Below are 15,199 nucleotides of genomic sequence, written 5' to 3' on the forward strand. Positions count from 1 at the left end.
CGAGGCTTCCTCCGTGTCGTTGTTCTCCCGCCTTCGTTCTGTCGTCTCCGGTGATGACTACCTCGACGGTGACTACGACGATGAGTTGGATTACGACGCCGGGGACGTGAGCCCCGCCAGCTCCAGCACCCCTTCCACCAGCACGATCGCCAGCGGCAGCGCCCTGGCCCTGAGCCAGCCGTTCGGCTCCGAGGATCCCTTCGCCGGGACGAACGTGATCGGCATGCCCGGCATCTCCACCTCCGTGGCGGAGGTCTTTCTCATGGAGCCCCGCAGCTTCGATGAGATGCCCCGTGCCATCCAGGCGCTGCGCGAGCGCAAGACGGTCATCCTCAACCTGACGATGATGGAGCCCGACCAGGCGCAGCGCGCCGTCGACTTCGTGGCCGGCGGCACCTTCGCCATCGACGGCCACCAGGAGCGGGTGGGCGAGAGCATCTTCCTGTTCGCACCCAGCTGCGTCACCGTCACCACCGCCAGTGGCGATGAGGTGGCTTCTCCGACGGTCACGGCCAGCCGCCCGGCTCCCGAGCCTCAGGACGCCGCCCCCAGCCCCGCCTGGGGCCGGACGGATGTCTCGATCTGACGACCGCGTCGCGTCGTCCACCACCGCTGATGCCGGGGCCTCTGTCCAGACGGAAGGCCCCCCGCTCGGCCTGGGCATTCTCGGGCTGGGTCGCATGGCCCAGGCCCTTCTCCTCCCGCTTCTGGAGTCCGGTCAGCTGACCCCTGACGCCGTGTGTGCCGCCGTCGCCACGGAGGCCTCGGCCGTGCGGCTGCGTCAGGAGCTGCCCGTTCGGGTCAGCACCGATCCCCTGCCGGCCTGGCAGGCACCGGTGGTGTTGCTGGCCGTGAAACCCCAGCAGCTGGAGTCTCTGGCGGCCGCACTGGCGGCGTCGGAGGTCGAGCCGGTGTCAGCCAGCGATGAACTCCCTTCGGGCCGTCTGCTGATCTCGGTGCTGGCCGGCGTCTCCCTGACGCGGCTACAGCGGTTGTTCCCCACCTGCGTCTGCGTGCGGGCCGTGCCGAACACGCCGGCCCTCGTGCGCGCCGGCCTCACCGCTCTGGCCTGGGGGGATCGTGTGGAGGCCGGCCAGCAGGAATGGGTCAGGTCCCTGTTCGCCCATGTGGGTGAGGTGCTGGAGCTGCACGAGAGCCAGCTGGATGCCTTTCTGGCGCTCACCTCCTCCGGGCCGGCCTTCGTGGCGCTCGTGGCCGAGGCCATGGCCGACGGGGCCGTGGCTGCGGGGCTTCCCCGGATGCTGGCTCACCATCTGGCTCACCGCACCCTGGCGGGCACGGCAGCGCTGCTGCATGAGCGGGAGCTGCATCCCGGCCAGCTCAAGGACATGGTGACCAGCCCGGCGGGCACCACCATCGCCGGTCTGCGCCAGCTGGAGCGTGCGGGCCTGCGCTCGGCGCTGCTGGAGGCCGTGCTCACCGCCGCCGAGCGCAGCCGCGAACTGGCCTGATCGTCGGCCGCATCCGTGGCTTCGATGGGACTTCACCTGGCTCCAGGGCACAACGCTCGATCGCCCTTCCGCGCCATCAGGCCGCGCTCGGCTGGCTTGCCCCCATCGCGCAGCGGTGAATCCAACTGAGGCCCCTGGGCTCAGCCCGCCTTCTTCTGCCCCAGGCGTGGTTCCGTGCCGGCCAGCAGCCGCTGGATGTTGCTGCGGTGGCGCCAGACCACCAGCACGGTCGTGAGAAGGGCGAGGGCGAGATAGGGCCACCGGACCCCCAGCCCCTGGCCGCTGAACCAGCCCAGCATCAGCAGCGGCAGCGACAGCGCCGCGACCACGCTCGACAGCGAGACGATGCGGCTGAAGGTCAGGACCGTCAGGAAGATCCCGAAGCAGGCAAGGCCCACCGGCCAGGCGAGCCCGAGCAGCATGCCCAGGCCCGTCGCCACCGCCTTGCCGCCCTTCCAGCCCAGCCACACCGGCCAGATATGACCGGCCAGGGAGGCCAGGCCAGCCGCCACCACCCAGGAATCGAGGGGCACCTGGGCGCTTGGATCGAGGGGAACGCCGAGTGGTTCCAGCACCGCCTTCGCCAGCAGCACCGCCACCGCCCCCTTCCCCACATCCACCGCAAACACCACCAGGGCCGGCCCCTTGCCGAGCACGCGCAGCACGTTGGTGGCGCCGGTCGAGCCCGATCCCTGCTGGCGGATGTCAAGGCCGGCGAGCCAGCGGCCTGCCAGATAACCGCTGGGCAGCGAGCCCAGCAGGTAGCCGGCCACAAGCGTCAGGAGGGGCAGCAGATTCATCGGGGGGATCGGCGGGACACGGTGGGGATCTCACGGCCGGGCCTGACGGCGGCCGCCGGGGATCGGGGCGAGCGCGGGCTTCCTCTCCGGCCATTCTCCCGCTGCAGGGTCGGCGTGTCTGCTGGGTGCGGCGGCGCGTGTGCGGCCCCCGGACGGAGTGGGAGCAGGCCCCCTGCCGGAGCAGGGCGGATCAGTAGAGATCCTCCTCGAGCAGCAGTTCATCCGGGCCGGCGGCGAAGGCCAGCCACAGGGGGAACTGCAGCAGCGGGATCTCCACCACGCGCTCGGCCGCATCGATGACGATGAACGGCAGCTCGCCGCGTTCCTCGAGGCGGTCGGCACGCTCGATCAGGGCCTCCGCCCGCTCGAACAGCACGATGCCGCTGGTGGGACCGAAGTCCTCGCGGCTCAGGCCCAGGCAGTCCTGCAGGCCCCGGCGCCATTCGCCGAGGCGTTCGGGCTGGCCGGCCAGCACCAGGGTCTGGAAGCGGTCGCCGTAGAGCTCTCCGAGCACCGAGATCGCCGCCGCGGCGATCAGCACATTGCGATTGCGGCTGCCGCTGCTGGGCTGGGCGCCACGGCCTCCCTGGAACAGGAACCAGTCCTCCAGCAGGCCGGCGCCCTCCACCTCCAGGGTCCGGCGCAGCTTCCAGGGATCGGCGTGGAAATCCGGCTGGCCGCCGTAACGCTCCAGCAGGCTGCGGATCAGGGCCTCGTCCTGGCTGAACTGGCCAGCGGCCGCAGGGGGCGGCGGAGCGTCCTCCGGCTCGGCCGGCCTGTCCAGCGGCGACGGCTGCACGAGCACGGGCTGGGGCACCAGATCGATCTGCTCGGCCGCCACCACCAGATCCTGCAGGGCTCCCACCAGATAGTCCTGAAAGCCACGGATGCGGCGGGCGATCGCATCGGACTGGCCGCTGAAGCTGCGGGCCATCTCCTGCTGCAGCTGCTCGCGCCGCCGTTCCAGGGTGGCGATCTCCCCTTCAAGGGCCGAACGACGCTCCTGGAGATCACTCAGGGCCAGTTCCAGCAACGCCGACGAGGTCGAGGAGGTGGGCTCCCGCTGGCTCAGGGCCTGTCCCACTTCAGGCTGGGGTTGATCCCGCGCCGGTTCCGGCAGCGTGGATCCGGGTGCACCGCCCGCCCCGGCGGCGTCGCCGGGGAGCACCGGTGGACCGTCTGCAGCAGCGGCGGCCTGTGCCGTCGGCACCTCGGCACGCTCCGCGCCGGAGGCATCGGTCGGGGGGAAGGGCTCGGTCATCGCGGCGAGGCGGGCGGGCTGGGGGTGACACGCTGTTCCAGCTGGCTGCGCAGCTCGGTGGCGTCGAACAGCACCGGCAGCAGATGGAGGCTGCGGATCTCCCTGAAATAGAACAGCACCGGCAGCGGTGACCAGAAGACCCGCCAGCCGGTCCACTCGGCGTAGGGGAAGCGGCGGATCTCCTGCTCGAGCCGCAGAACCAGCAGAGCGTCGTCCGTGAAGCGCAGCCGCAGCAGGCCCGCCTGCAACAGCAGAAAGCCGCCGAACACCACCAGGGCCAGACAGAGCCAGCGGGCTCCGTCCCAGAGGGGAGCGCTGAGCAGTGCGGCAGGCCCCAGGAGGGTCACGCCCATCGGCACCCAGTAGCGGGGGGCCAGGGTCACAGTGGATCCGGAGGCCGGATCGGAGGGGGTGGGGGGGGAGTGCATCAGCCGAACAGGACCTGGGTGAGGATCACATCCATCAGGGCAACGGTCACCAGGATCATGACCACCGCGCCTGTGGTGCTGGTGCCCACCTCCTTGGGGCCTCCCTTGGTGGTGAGTCCCCAGCCGCAGGCCAGCACGGCGATCTGCAGGCCGAACACCAGTGCCTTGAGCAGCATCGACGGCAGATCATCGGGCTCCATCCAGGTGCGCACCGAGTTCCAGAAGACGGCCGGCGGCACGCTGTAAAGGGCGGTGCAGCTGACCTGCCCGGACCAGATGGCCACGGCGAAGAACAGCAGGCACTGCACCGGTGACATCAGCACCATCGCCAGCACCCGCGGCACCACCAGGTACTCCACCGGATCGGTGCGCAGCATCGTGATCGCATCGATCTGCTCGGTGACCTTCATCGTTCCAAGCTGGGCGGCGTAGGCCGTCGCCACCTTGCCGGTGAGCAGGGTGGCGGTGAGCAACGGCGCGATCTCCCGCGCCAGGCCGAGTGCCAGCAGGCCGCCGATGGCGGAGCTGGCTCCCTGTTTGGAGAGCTCCGCGGCCACCTGGATGTTGAAGACGGTGCCGGCTGCCAGTCCGGTGATCAGGACGATCAGGAAGCTGCCGGGGCCGGCCTCCAGCAGTTCCTGCAGCAGATCGTTGGGGCCGATCCGGCCGCGGGCGATGGCGGCGGTGGCCTGCCCGCCGATCAGCAGGCTGCTGCCCAGCCGCCGCAGCCAGCGGGGAGGTTTCATCCCTGCACCTGAAGCCCGGGGACCTGGGGCGGCGGGCTGCCTGGGTCGCATCGATGGGATGGCAGGAAGGTCAGGCAAAGCTTCGCCGGGGTGGCTGTCTCAAGGGCCTTGGGGCCGTGCACTGGCAGCGTCATGATTCCAGGCTCTGCCGCTGGGGCGACACGCCCCCTTCGGGCCAGCGTCGCATCACCACCAGGCCCAGCACCACCAGCACGGCCGGGATCAGACCCATGCACAGGCGGATGGCTGTCAGGGCGCTGGCGGGCTGGGCGCTGGCAGCCAGGGATTCCTCGTAGCCACTGGCACTGAGCAGCACCCCCAGCAGGGCGATCACGGCGCTGATGCAGACCTTCTGAGCCAGCACCATCCAGGCGCTGTACTGCCCGGCCGGTTTCTCCGGATCCGCGTCGATCGCATCGGGCAGCAGCGACCAGGGGATCAGATAGGCGGTGGAGGCTCCGACCCCGGCCAGGACGATCGTGAGCACCAGGGCACTCAGCTTCAGCAGATTCTGCGGAGAGGCGAACAGAGGCAGGCCTGGATTCAGAGGCTGCAGCACCATCACCAGCAGGCAGGCTGCGATCCAGAGGGTTCCGCCGAAGCGCAGGGCGGCGAGCCGCCCGCGGTGACGGGCGACCGCGCTCCACAGCCACAGCCCGGCCAGTGAGCTGACCATGAAGGGCAGCAAGATCAGCTTGCTCACACCCTCCGGCACCTGCAGCACCACGGGCAGGAAGAACAGGGAGACGGCCTGCATCAGCTGCAGGGAGCACCACAGCAGCAGATAGAGGCCGAGCACCATGAGGAAGCGGCCGTTGCGGATCACGCGACGCAGCAGTCGCCGGGTGGTGCCGCTCCCGCTCGTGGGTTTCTGGCAGCGCCGTGCCGCCGGCAGAAGCCCGATGCCGCAGGCCAGGGTGGAGGCGCTGATGATCAGGCCGGAGACGAGGCCCACCGGCAGATAGCTGCTCGGATCGCCGAGGTTGCCCACCAGGATGCCGGCGAGCAGCGCGGCCGTGATCGTCGCCAGGATCGATCCGGTGAACCGGGCGGTGTTCAGGCGGGTGCGCAGATGGACATCGCTGCTGAGCTCCGCCGCCAGGGCCGTGTAGGGCAGGTTGACGCAGGTGTAGAGGCTGTTGGCGATCACCGAGATCACCAGAAAGAGGGTGAACTTGATCGCCACCGACGGCCAGGGAGGCAGCCACCACATGGCGGCCATGGCGGCGCCCAGAGGCACGGCGCTCCAGAGCATCCATGGGATGCGAGGGCCCCAGGGGTGATGGCTGGTCTTGTCGCTCAACCACCCGACGATCGGATCGTTGACGGCATCCCAGAGACGTCCGACCCCGTAGGCCACCCCGGCCAGCCAGGGGGGCAGCCCGGCCGCCACGTAGAAGCGCAGCAGGTAGAAGCCGATCAGGGCGGCCCCCATGCCCGTGCCCACATCACCGAGGCCGTAGGCCCACAGCGTCCGCTGGCGCCGACCCGGTGGCAGATCGGCCAGGTCCACGGCATGGACGGCGGAGGGGCCGGCGGTGGAGGTGCTCAAACGGGCTGGGTGGCCGGACAGGCCATAATGCGACAGCCGCCGCATTCTGCGACGGTTCCATCCGGAGCGGCATCATCTGCCATGTTTCCGGACTGTCACCGTTCCGCCAAGGTTCTGCGGTGGGCCCCGGGACCACTCCCGGCTGGATGCCACCCTCGGAGCCTCACCCCCACCGAGGACGCGGCTCCTGCCTCTTCTGCGGTCGGGTGGAGAATTCCATGCCTGGCTGACCGGTCATGGCTGGATGACAACCGGTGACAACGGTGGGCAGATGAGACGGGATCATCCGGACTCTCTGATGGTGATCCGAGTGATTCAACGCCAATCTGCGGGCGTAGTTTAGTGGCAAAACCTCAGCCTTCCAAGCTGATGATGCGGGTTCGATTCCCGCCGCCCGCTTCCTTTTCTCAACAAGGGTTTTCGGCTCAAAGCCCCTGCAGTCACTGGCGTTAGGGCTTGCAGCCTTTGCCAGCGCCTGTTTGGCCGTGCCAGGCTGTGAGACGAAACATCTCACCAAACGTCTCACATGCCCGCGGCCCGTGATTGGGAGGTGACGATCAGGGCCGTCGTGTCTCACGCGCTGTCTCAAAGGGGCTGGACGGTGCTGAATCACCGTGGTCATGCGCGCCTGAACATCGCTGCTGGTGCTGGTGGTGGCAAGCGCCGCCAGGTGCTGCTGCCGATCCCCTGGGAGTGCGACCAGGTCGATCAGATCCGCGACGCCGTGGTTGAGGTCTACGACGAGTTCCAGCAGGGCATCGAGCCTGATGCCTGCGTTGCCCGGATGCCCCGTGCGGAGGAGCAAGGCTCCGATGGGGCGGCAGTGCTCCGATCGGCCTCGAGCCAGGTTGGCCGCGCCAGGCATCGAGGAGGTGCGGCGCTCCACGCTCCTGGTGACTGGGATGCCTTGATTGCAGCCTTCCGGGAGCACAAGCTGATCAGTGGCGAGATCAAGCCGTCGACCTGGCATCGGGTCTACAGGCACCACATGAACCACGTGCTCGGGGCCGTGGCTGTGACGGCCCCGCCGCAGAACGCCAAGCAGCTGCTGGAGACCCTGGCCCGGATCTGGGCGGACAAGCCGGGCGGGCGCACCCGCCAGATCCAGATTCAGTCGACTGCCGCCCTGCTGCGTTGGGCCGTGGCGGAGCGGCGGCTGGGCGAGGACTGGGAGCCGCCTCAGGATCTGGCGGTGTTCGTGGGGCGTCGCGTGCGGCGAAAGCGATCACGACGCCCTTGGAGGTGGAGCACATCCTTGGGTTGGTGCGGGCCATCCCGGATGCCCGCTGGCGCTTCGCCTTTCAACTGATGGCTGCCTACGGACTGCGCCCGGAGGAGCTCCAACATCTGCAGATCCGCCAGGGTCGGCTCTGGTGCATGTATGAGAAGGTCGCCTCCCGCGGCAAGACCCGGCCAAGGGTGTTGCGGCCGCTGCCCTGTGACGACTGGGCAGACGGTTGGCGCCTGGAGGAACGCTTCCCAACCCAGGAGCTGCCTCCCATGCAGCCTGGTCTGGGTGGGGGCTACGTGGGCCACTACCTGATGAATCGCCCGCTCTGGAAGGAGCTTCGGCGTGAGTACGAGGCCAAGGGCGAAAAGCTCGTGCCTTACTCCTGCCGCCACGGCTACGCCCACCGAGCCCACGTGATCTGTGATCTGCCGCCCAAGGTGGTGGCCGCGGCGATGGGGCACAGCGTGCAGACCCACCTGGCGGCCTACAGCCGCTGGTGCGGGGATGACGTGGTGGATGACGCCTTCGCCAAGGCAGAACTACGGCTGGGCCAGGGGCTACGCGCTCAGAGCTCAGCGGCGTAGTGCCGCACGGCCTCCGAGAACTTGCTTAGACCCTGTTCCTCCAGGGTGACCAGGTACTGCTCAACTGACTTGGGTGGGTTCCTGAGGCTGGCTCGGTGCTGCCGCATCGCCATGCACACCCGCTCGGCATCCAGGTTCAGCTGGTCCACCAGAAACAGATCGGGATGGCAGGCACCAAGGCCGTAGCTCGCCAGGACGTGCTCCGGGAAATCATCCAGGTTGAAGGTGAGGATCAGATCGGCTCCACACTTGATGGCGGCTGCCAGAACATGGCGGTCATCCGGGTCCGGTAACTCCAGGGCTGGAATCAGGCTCTGATGGCCATCCACCAAGCGCATCACGCACGTGAGCATTCATCAGCGAGCGGGTGCGCTCCAGCTGTTCTCTGGAGAGATCAGGCCGGTTCCGCAGCACGGCCGTGATCCACTCCTCATGAATCTGATCGCTCCATCGAGCCCGGTAGAGATCCGTGAGCGCCAGGCGCATCAGCAGGTCGCGAAGTGGCGCTGGATAGAGAACGCAGGCGTCGTAGACGACCGTGAAGCGATTCACCTCAGTAGCCCATGCCCAGCTCCTGGGCCTGGGCCGCCAGCTCATCCAGTGCCGCTCCGCGCTGCTGGTCGATGCCGTGCTTGTAGGCCATCAGGTCGGCCAGGCGGATCCGCCGGTGGGTGCCGACCTTGCGGAAGGGGATCTCCCCTTGCTCCAGCCGCTCGATCAGGAAGGGCCGCGACACATTCAGCAGATCGGCGGCCTGCTGGGTCGTGAGCTCGGCATGCACCGGCACCAGGGTGACGGCATTGCCCTGGGCCATCTGCACCAGGATTCCATGGAGCAATTCCAGCACTGCGGCCGGGATTGGGACAGATGCGCGCTGTCCATCGTCCAGGTCCAGGGAGAGGCTGGCTTGGCGCAGACCGTGGCTGGCACGGAAGCTGGCGAGATCGCGCAAGCTCGCCCCTGCAGCCTCAGCCGCCTCAGCCGTGGGGATCACGGGCTCAATGGAGCTTGGGAGAGCGACGGCCATGGGCAACGGGGGAGGGCCACTCGCACAGTAATCGAAATAATCGCAGCATCCGCAGCATCTGCAAGAGGGTGGGCCGAACGGCTGATCGAGCAGCGGATTCCCGCCGGCAGGATCCCGGGCTGCAGTGATCGCACCAGGATCAAGCTCCGCACCGCGGGCTTCCGCCTGGTGGTCGAGGTGCGGGTCACACGAGGTGCCGGTCCTTTTCGTGGCGGTGGGTCAGCAGTGGCGTAATGCTGTCTACCTCCAGGTTGACCAGCGCTGAGGCCCCTCTCCTCATGGCCGACTCCAAGCCATCCGAGCTGGATCAGCTCCGCCTGGAGAACAGCAGGCTGATTGCCCTGCTGGAGGCTCACGGCATTGCCTGGCGCTCCACCGAACAACCCAGATCGGAGCCAACCCCGGACTCAGCACAGCCTGCTGGCAGTGCCCCCGGTTCAGTGCAGCAGAAGGTGGCCCTGTTTCGGCGTCTGTTCCGCGGTCGTGATGACATCTACGCCCTGCGCTGGGAGAGCAGGACCAGCGGGCGATCGGGCTATGCGCCGGCCTGCGCGAATGAATGGAAGCCGGGGATCTGCGAGAAGCCACGGATCTCCTGCCGCGACTGCAACCACCGCGAGCTGCTGCCCCTCAGTGATGCGGCGATCTACGGCCATCTGGCCGGCGAACACACGCTTGGGCTCTACCCCCTGCTGGAGAACGACACCTGTCATCTGTTGGCGGTGGATTTCGACGAGCAGGACTGGCGCGAGGACGCAAGGGCCTTTCTGCGCTCCTGCCTGGAGCTGGCGGTGCCGGCTGCACTGGAGATCTCTCGTTCCGGGGAGGGCGCCCATGTGTGGGTGTTCTTTGAGGAGGCGGTACCGGCCCGAGAGGCTCGCCAGCTCGGGGCAGCCCTGATCAGTCACACCTGCGCCGCGTCACGCCAGTTGCAGCTGAGCTCCTACGACCGGCTGTTCCCCAATCAGGACACCATGCCGAAGGGGGGCTTCGGCAATCTGATCGCCCTGCCGCTGCAGAAGGAAGCCCGGCAGCGGGGTTGCAGCGTGTTTGTGGATGACGACCTGAAGCCCTATCCCGATCAGTGGGCCTATCTGGCAACCCTGCAGAGGCTGTCGGTGGCAGGGCTGCAGACCTTGATCCAGAGCGCCACGGGCGGTGCCCATCCTCTCGATCTGGCGTTCATCGACGAGGAGGACCTGGCGACCCCATGGAAACCGCATCAGGCGGCTCCAGCGATCAGGGGACCGCTGCCCACCTCACTCACGCTCACCCTGGCTGATCGCCTCTATGTGGAGCGCTCGAGCCTGCCGCAGCCACTGCTCAATCGCCTGATCCGCCTCGCCGCCTTCGCAAACCCGGCCTTTTACAAAGCCCAGGCAATGCGCCTGTCGGTATGGGACAAACCGCGGGTGATCGGCTGCGCCGAGAACTTTCCCCAGCACATTGCCCTGCCGCGGGGCTGCCTGGAACCCGTGCAGACCCTGCTGCAGGAGCTGGGCATCGGCTTTGATCTGGTGGATGAACGGCAAAACGGCTCACTCCTGGAGCTGGCGTTCACGGGCCAGCTGCGCGCTGACCAGGAGGCCGCCGTCGAAGCGATGCTGCGCCATGACATCGGAGTGCTGCAGGCACCGACGGCTTTCGGGAAAACGGTGGTGGCAGCAGCGATCCTGGCGCGCCGCAGGGTCAACACCCTGGTGCTGGTGCATCGGGCGGAGTTGCTGCGCCAATGGCAGGAGCGGCTCCAATCCTTTCTGGATGTCACTCCTGAGGCGATCGGTTGCATCGGTGGAGGCAAAGCCAAGCCCACCGGCCAGCTCGACATCGCCGTGATGCAGTCGCTGGTGCGGAAGGGAGAGGTGAACCCTGTGGTGCAGGGCTACGGGCAGGTGATCGTCGACGAGTGCCACCACATCGCCGCCGCCTCCTTTGAAACGATCCTCAGGCAGGTGAAGGCCCGCCACGTGCTGGGCCTGTCGGCCACCCTGGTGCGCCGCGACGGCCTGCAGCCGATCCTGTTCATGCAGTGCGGCCCCATTCGCCACACCGCCCAGCGACCTGCCGGGGCGCCCCAGACCCTGGAACTGGTAAGCCGCACCCATCAGCTCCCAGCACTACCGGCCGATCTGCCGATCCAGGAGCTGATGCGCCGGCTGGCGGAAGACCAACACCGAACCGATCAGATTGTGGCGGCGGCGCTGACTTGCTGGGGCGATGGTCGCAAGCTGCTGCTGCTGAGTGAGCGGACGGACCACATCACAGGGATCGCCCGCGCGCTGGCCGAGCAGGTGCCAAACCTGTTTCTGCTGCATGGTCGCCTGAGCGCACGCCTGCGCAGCGCCACCCTGGCCGCGCTGGAGCAGCTGCCCCCAGAGGCACCTCGCATCGTGCTGGCCACCGGGCGACTGGTGGGGGAAGGGTTCGACCATCCGCCGCTCGACACCCTGCTGCTGGCGATGCCCGTGTCGTGGAAAGGCACGCTGCAGCAATACGCCGGCCGGCTGCACCGGCAGCAGAGCGGCAAGACCAGCGTCCGCATCATCGACTGGCTCGATCTCGGCCATCCGGTGCCGCAACGCATGTGGGAGCGGAGGCTGCGGGGCTATCGGGCGATGGGGTATGAGCTGACCTCGACGCGGCTGCCCATCTCAGACTACGGCCATGTACGGCCATGCCCCGTACAATGATGAAGTCGCTCTCTGTGGTGCCATGTCACCGGTCGAGACCGCGCTCCATGCGGCGATCGAAGCGATCGACGAGCCCCGCTCGGCTCGGATGGACCAGCGCACCAAGCCCTCGGTGAAGGCCAGCATTGAGGCCGCGGCTGACCTGATGGGAATCGAGGCCTCCGCCTTCGTGGTCATGTCGGCGTATGCGCGTGCCCAGGAGCTGCTCAGTGGCAGGCAGCAGACCCTGCTCAGCCAGGGCGATCACCAGGCTCTGCTCGCCGCCCTCGACGAAGAGACCGCGCCAACGCCCGCTCTGCTAGAAGCCTGGCGGCTGCACCAGGACCAGGTCGTGCGCTCCTGAACCGGTGGCTTACCGGATCGAAGCCTTTGACCCTGGCCTGCACGACACCAAAGACTTCCGCTGCGGCAGCGACAGCCAGGACAACTTTCTGCGCCGCACCGCCAAGCGCCAGCAGCGTGATGGCTACACCCGGCTCTACGTCGCCACTGACACCGCCCAGGCAGGCGAACCTCGGGCCTGTCTCGGCTTCTACGCCATCAATGCCCATGCCATCGGCGTGGCTGATGTGCCTGCCGATGCTGTCCCGCGGGCACCACGCTCGAATCTGATTCCAGGCATTTTTCTCAGTCACCTCGCTGTCGACGGGAGACACCAAGGCCAGGGGTTGGGGCGCATCCTGCTGGTGGATGCGATGCAGCAGTGCCAGCGGGCGGGGCAGATCCTCGGGGTGCGGCTGATGTTGCTCGATGTGGCGGGCGCCGCTGGAGACGCGGAACGCGCACGCCTGCACAGCTTCTACGCGTCGATGGGGTTCCGGCCCCTCCCAGGACGACCGGAGCGGTTGTTCATCACCCTCAGTGCTCTTCCGCCTCCGCAATCGGGCGGATCAAGCATCAGAGGCGCAGATGTTTCCTGCTCCAGCCGGTGATGGTCGCCTCCACGTTCTCGAGGTGCCACTGCAGGGGCCCCCGGCCCTGGGTGCAGCCCCAGCGGCGGTAGTGCTTGCCCGGGGTGAGCACCCCCCGCAGCCGCAGCTGGCGGAGGGTTTCGCGGCTCATCCCCAGAGCTGCGCAGGCTTCTGCCGTTGTGACCCAGACCCGCTGACGCGATGAGGTTGTCGGCGTGTCCATCAGCCCCCTGCCAGCTGGGCGCGAAAGCGCTTGAGGGTGTCGATCAGCCAGGACCGCCGGTAGCTCTTGACCTGACGCGGGGCCCCATCAACGAACTGCTGCCGCAGCGGCGGCTCCTGGCCAAAGTCTGTCCGGTAGGCCTCGGCCACCAACATCCCGGCCGAGCGGTACTTGGCACGCGGCAGCACTTCCTGGAACACCTCCAGCCAGGCATCGCTGAGGGTCAGTTCGTCGTCGGCGGGGGTGCCGGGCAGCAGTCCTGAACTGGCAGTGAGGACGTTGCTGCGGACGATGTCCTTGAACAGGAGCTGGTCGCGCTGATCCAGTCCGCCCAGCCGCTCGAACAAGCCAATGCTGCGCTCCACCAGGGAAATCACCTCGGCCTCCCTGAGCCGAGGTGCGGGTGTGTGTTGGCAGGAGCCGGCTGAGCCGGCTGGATGCTCTCCAGAAACCAGCCGTCCATCCACACCGCGAACGGTGCGCTGATCTGGCGGCCATCGCTGAACGCCAGGGCGCCAGCAGGGAGATCGGAGCCCAGATGCTGGCTCTGCAGCAGCATCTGTTCGCTCACTGGCACCAGTGGAAGAGCGGAGCGATCGACCGGCCCCAGCTCCTGCATCGATGCCACCCCCTCCGCTTGGCGTTCGAGGCCACGCTGCAGCGGGTGGTGGATCTGGGCTGTGAGCGGGGCGAGCAGACGCCCTGGGCCCAGACGGTGCGAACCTGTCGCCAGTTGCTGCAGCGCAAGCAGGCGCTCTGGACTTTTCTGGAAACGCCAGGGATCGAGCCCACCAACAACGCTGCCGAGCGGGCACTGCGGCAATCGGTGATTCACCGCAAGATCAGCCATGGCGTCCAGTCCTCCGGCGGCGCCATCTGCCGCAGCCGGTTGCTCACCGTCACCGCCACCCTGCGGCAGCAGGGCCGCGATGTCTGGCAATTCCTGGAGCAGGCCTGGATTGCCCATCGCCTCGGCGGCGTGATGCCATCGCTGGTGCCGGATCGCTGAGGCAGCGATCACACGTGGAAGGAACAGATGGCCCCTCTCAGAGGAGAGATCGGAGATTGACTGACGCACTGGGGTGTCCCGACCCCTGAACGCTTACTCCCACTGCTTGCCACCCACCGCATCCAGAGAGGCTTTGAGCTTGCGAGGCAGAGCTTCGATCGGGATGCCGCTCTGCACCCAGCGATCGATCGTGAAGGCGATCAGCTGGCGGCTCAGAATGGCCGCGGCATCGAGGTAGCAGCCGGGTGGTGTGACCCTGCCCTGCAACATCTCGCTGGGCTCGGCATAGAAGTAGAGGTCATGGGGGGTGCCGTTGACTACGGTGCCGACAACGGCATTGCCATCGCGGCGACCGGCTCGTCCGATGCGCTGCAGGTAGTTGGCAGGTTCTGGTGGCACCGAACAGAGCAGTACCGAGGAAAGGTCTCCGATGTTGATGCCCATCTCCAGGGTGGAGGTGGCCGAGAGCAGGTTGGGATGACTGCGGGGGCCGTCATGGACGAACTGGTGCTCCAGCCGCTCACGGTCGGTGCGGGAGAGCAGGCCGGTGTGCTCGCGGGCAATGATGCGATTCACCTGCCCTGAGGTGTAAAGGCGGCGGTAGAGCGGTAGTCCTCCCCTGGGATCGCTCCGGTAGTGGCCGGGGCAGCGTTGCACCAGGCAGGGCATGCCCTCCCAAGCGCTCACTTCAGCCGGCCGGATGCTCTGGCCATCACCGCAGCAGCTGCAGCACAGGCTGTTCGTCTGAGCCGTCACCACAGGGTCTCGTTCTCGATGGCGACGGATGTGGAGCGGGTGCTGCGCAGCTCGTGATTGGGGAACGAGAACCGGGTGGCTGCGGGCTGCAGCCGGGTGAGCACCAGCACCAGTGATTCCTCCAGGGCATCGGCCCGGCCGGCATCGGAGCGGGACAGCTCCGTGAGCCGCTTGGCCTGCTGCTGGCGGTAGGCGGCCTGGCCGCGCAGGTGCTCGATCACCCAGCAGGTGGCATCGGCCTTGGCGGCGAGGGCCTGCTTGTTGCCCTCCTCGGCCAGCAGGGCGGCCTCCAGCTCGGCGAGCGCCTGGGACCGGGCGTCTTCGTCGTCGGCTTCCAGCTGCTGGGCCAGCTGGCCGATGGCAGTGGTGAGCTCCTGGGCCTCGATGCCCAGCTGCCAGAGGGAACCGGTGCGCTGCAGCGAGCAGGCAGGGCCTGCTGCTTGGGGGAGGGCCGGGGGGAGAGGAGCGGTGGTGGTGAGAACAGACATGGGGAGATGGAGAGGGATGGA

19 protein-coding genes and 1 tRNA gene are annotated in these 15,199 nt (G+C 67.8%); 9 read left to right on the forward strand and 11 right to left on the reverse strand.

Annotated elements, in window-relative coordinates; all coding sequences use genetic code 11:
- Positions 1-13 precede the first annotated feature (13 nt).
- Together H8F25_RS14460 and proC are read left to right on the forward strand one after the other, a co-directional pair.
- Positions 14-586, forward strand: a complete 573-nt coding sequence (locus H8F25_RS14460) for a cell division protein SepF (protein WP_197211007.1) — start codon at positions 14-16, stop codon at positions 584-586.
- Positions 573-1,472: a pyrroline-5-carboxylate reductase gene (proC, locus tag H8F25_RS14465; RefSeq protein ID WP_197211008.1), complete on the forward strand. Its 900-nt coding sequence runs from the start codon at positions 573-575 to the stop codon at positions 1,470-1,472. The genes H8F25_RS14460 and proC overlap by 14 nt, the downstream gene beginning before the upstream one ends.
- Positions 1,473-1,612: 140 nt before the next feature.
- Here the strand turns inward: proC and plsY are convergent, their stop codons facing one another.
- The 5 genes from plsY to H8F25_RS14490 form a co-directional block, all read right to left on the reverse strand.
- Positions 1,613-2,272, reverse strand: a complete 660-nt coding sequence (gene plsY / locus H8F25_RS14470; protein WP_197211009.1) for a glycerol-3-phosphate 1-O-acyltransferase PlsY — start codon at positions 2,270-2,272, stop codon at positions 1,613-1,615.
- A 190-nt stretch (positions 2,273-2,462) separates the two neighbouring features.
- Positions 2,463-3,533: a DUF3086 domain-containing protein gene (locus H8F25_RS14475; RefSeq protein ID WP_197211010.1), complete on the reverse strand. Its 1,071-nt coding sequence runs from the start codon at positions 3,531-3,533 to the stop codon at positions 2,463-2,465.
- Positions 3,530-3,961, reverse strand: coding sequence for a DUF3119 family protein (locus H8F25_RS14480; protein WP_197211011.1), 432 nt, complete (start codon positions 3,959-3,961; stop codon positions 3,530-3,532). The genes H8F25_RS14475 and H8F25_RS14480 overlap by 4 nt, the downstream gene beginning before the upstream one ends.
- Entirely contained in the window at positions 3,961-4,707 is a 747-nt protein-coding gene (locus tag H8F25_RS14485; protein ID WP_197211012.1) for an ABC transporter permease, read from the reverse strand. Before H8F25_RS14485 ends, H8F25_RS14480 begins: the two co-directional genes overlap by 1 nt.
- A gap of 130 nt (positions 4,708-4,837) precedes the next feature.
- Positions 4,838-6,259, reverse strand: a complete 1,422-nt coding sequence (locus H8F25_RS14490) for an MFS transporter (protein WP_231596875.1) — start codon at positions 6,257-6,259, stop codon at positions 4,838-4,840.
- Between the two features lie 328 nt (positions 6,260-6,587).
- Between H8F25_RS14490 and H8F25_RS14495 the strand changes: the two genes are divergently transcribed.
- The 3 genes from H8F25_RS14495 to H8F25_RS14505 all read left to right on the forward strand — a co-directional run bounded on the left by H8F25_RS14495 (position 6,588) and on the right by H8F25_RS14505 (position 8,074).
- Positions 6,588-6,658: transfer RNA gene (locus H8F25_RS14495), tRNA-Gly, on the forward strand.
- A gap of 202 nt (positions 6,659-6,860) precedes the next feature.
- The gene (locus H8F25_RS14500; RefSeq protein ID WP_231596876.1) at positions 6,861-7,568 is read left to right on the forward strand and encodes a hypothetical protein; all 708 of its coding nucleotides are present in this window, start codon (positions 6,861-6,863) and stop codon (positions 7,566-7,568) included.
- Positions 7,568-8,074 carry a hypothetical protein gene (locus H8F25_RS14505; protein WP_197211015.1) on the forward strand — a complete coding sequence of 169 codons (507 nt, stop codon included), beginning with the start codon at positions 7,568-7,570 and terminating at the stop codon, positions 8,072-8,074. Before H8F25_RS14500 ends, H8F25_RS14505 begins: the two co-directional genes overlap by 1 nt.
- Here H8F25_RS14505 and H8F25_RS14510 read toward each other — a convergent pair.
- A complete protein-coding gene (locus tag H8F25_RS14510) occupies positions 8,056-8,427 on the reverse strand; it encodes a PIN domain-containing protein (protein ID WP_231596877.1) in 372 nt (123 codons plus the stop codon). The two genes, H8F25_RS14505 and H8F25_RS14510, sit on opposite strands and share 19 nt — an antisense overlap.
- 200 nt (positions 8,428-8,627) lie before the next feature.
- On the reverse strand, positions 8,628-9,101 hold the full coding sequence (locus tag H8F25_RS14515) for a helix-turn-helix domain-containing protein (RefSeq protein ID WP_197211016.1): 474 nt from the start codon (positions 9,099-9,101) through the stop codon (positions 8,628-8,630).
- A gap of 278 nt (positions 9,102-9,379) precedes the next feature.
- Between H8F25_RS14515 and H8F25_RS14520 the strand changes: the two genes are divergently transcribed.
- The 3 genes from H8F25_RS14520 to H8F25_RS14530 are packed head-to-tail and all read left to right on the forward strand — an operon-like array spanning position 9,380 to position 12,723.
- A complete protein-coding gene (locus tag H8F25_RS14520) occupies positions 9,380-11,791 on the forward strand; it encodes a DEAD/DEAH box helicase family protein (protein WP_231596878.1) in 2,412 nt (803 codons plus the stop codon).
- 22 nt (positions 11,792-11,813) lie between these two features.
- Positions 11,814-12,134, forward strand: coding sequence for a DUF1778 domain-containing protein (locus H8F25_RS14525; protein ID WP_197148123.1), 321 nt, complete (start codon positions 11,814-11,816; stop codon positions 12,132-12,134).
- A gap of 4 nt (positions 12,135-12,138) precedes the next feature.
- Positions 12,139-12,723 (forward strand): N-acetyltransferase, encoded by a 585-nt coding sequence (locus tag H8F25_RS14530; protein ID WP_197211017.1) that lies wholly within the window; start codon positions 12,139-12,141, stop codon positions 12,721-12,723.
- On the opposite strand, the gene H8F25_RS14535 is transcribed toward H8F25_RS14530, so the two are convergent.
- Together H8F25_RS14535 and H8F25_RS14540 are read right to left on the reverse strand one after the other, a co-directional pair.
- The gene (locus tag H8F25_RS14535) at positions 12,689-12,853 is read right to left on the reverse strand and encodes a hypothetical protein (RefSeq protein ID WP_197148125.1); all 165 of its coding nucleotides are present in this window, start codon (positions 12,851-12,853) and stop codon (positions 12,689-12,691) included. The genes H8F25_RS14530 and H8F25_RS14535 overlap by 35 nt on opposite strands.
- Before the next feature lie 71 nt (positions 12,854-12,924).
- The gene (locus H8F25_RS14540) at positions 12,925-13,302 is read right to left on the reverse strand and encodes a hypothetical protein (RefSeq protein ID WP_197211018.1); all 378 of its coding nucleotides are present in this window, start codon (positions 13,300-13,302) and stop codon (positions 12,925-12,927) included.
- A 26-nt stretch (positions 13,303-13,328) separates the two neighbouring features.
- Between H8F25_RS14540 and H8F25_RS14545 the strand changes: the two genes are divergently transcribed.
- A complete protein-coding gene (locus H8F25_RS14545) occupies positions 13,329-13,934 on the forward strand; it encodes a transposase (RefSeq protein WP_255518283.1) in 606 nt (201 codons plus the stop codon).
- A 93-nt stretch (positions 13,935-14,027) separates the two neighbouring features.
- Here the strand turns inward: H8F25_RS14545 and H8F25_RS14550 are convergent, their stop codons facing one another.
- Positions 14,028-14,603, reverse strand: coding sequence for a helicase-related protein (locus tag H8F25_RS14550; protein WP_197211020.1), 576 nt, complete (start codon positions 14,601-14,603; stop codon positions 14,028-14,030).
- An 83-nt stretch (positions 14,604-14,686) separates the two neighbouring features.
- Positions 14,687-15,178: a siphovirus Gp157 family protein gene (locus H8F25_RS14555; RefSeq protein WP_197211021.1), complete on the reverse strand. Its 492-nt coding sequence runs from the start codon at positions 15,176-15,178 to the stop codon at positions 14,687-14,689.
- Positions 15,179-15,199: the final 21 nt, after the last annotated feature.

The sequence above is a fragment of the Synechococcus sp. CBW1004 genome, from assembly GCF_015840715.1.
GTDB lineage: Bacteria > Cyanobacteriota > Cyanobacteriia > PCC-6307 > Cyanobiaceae > Cyanobium.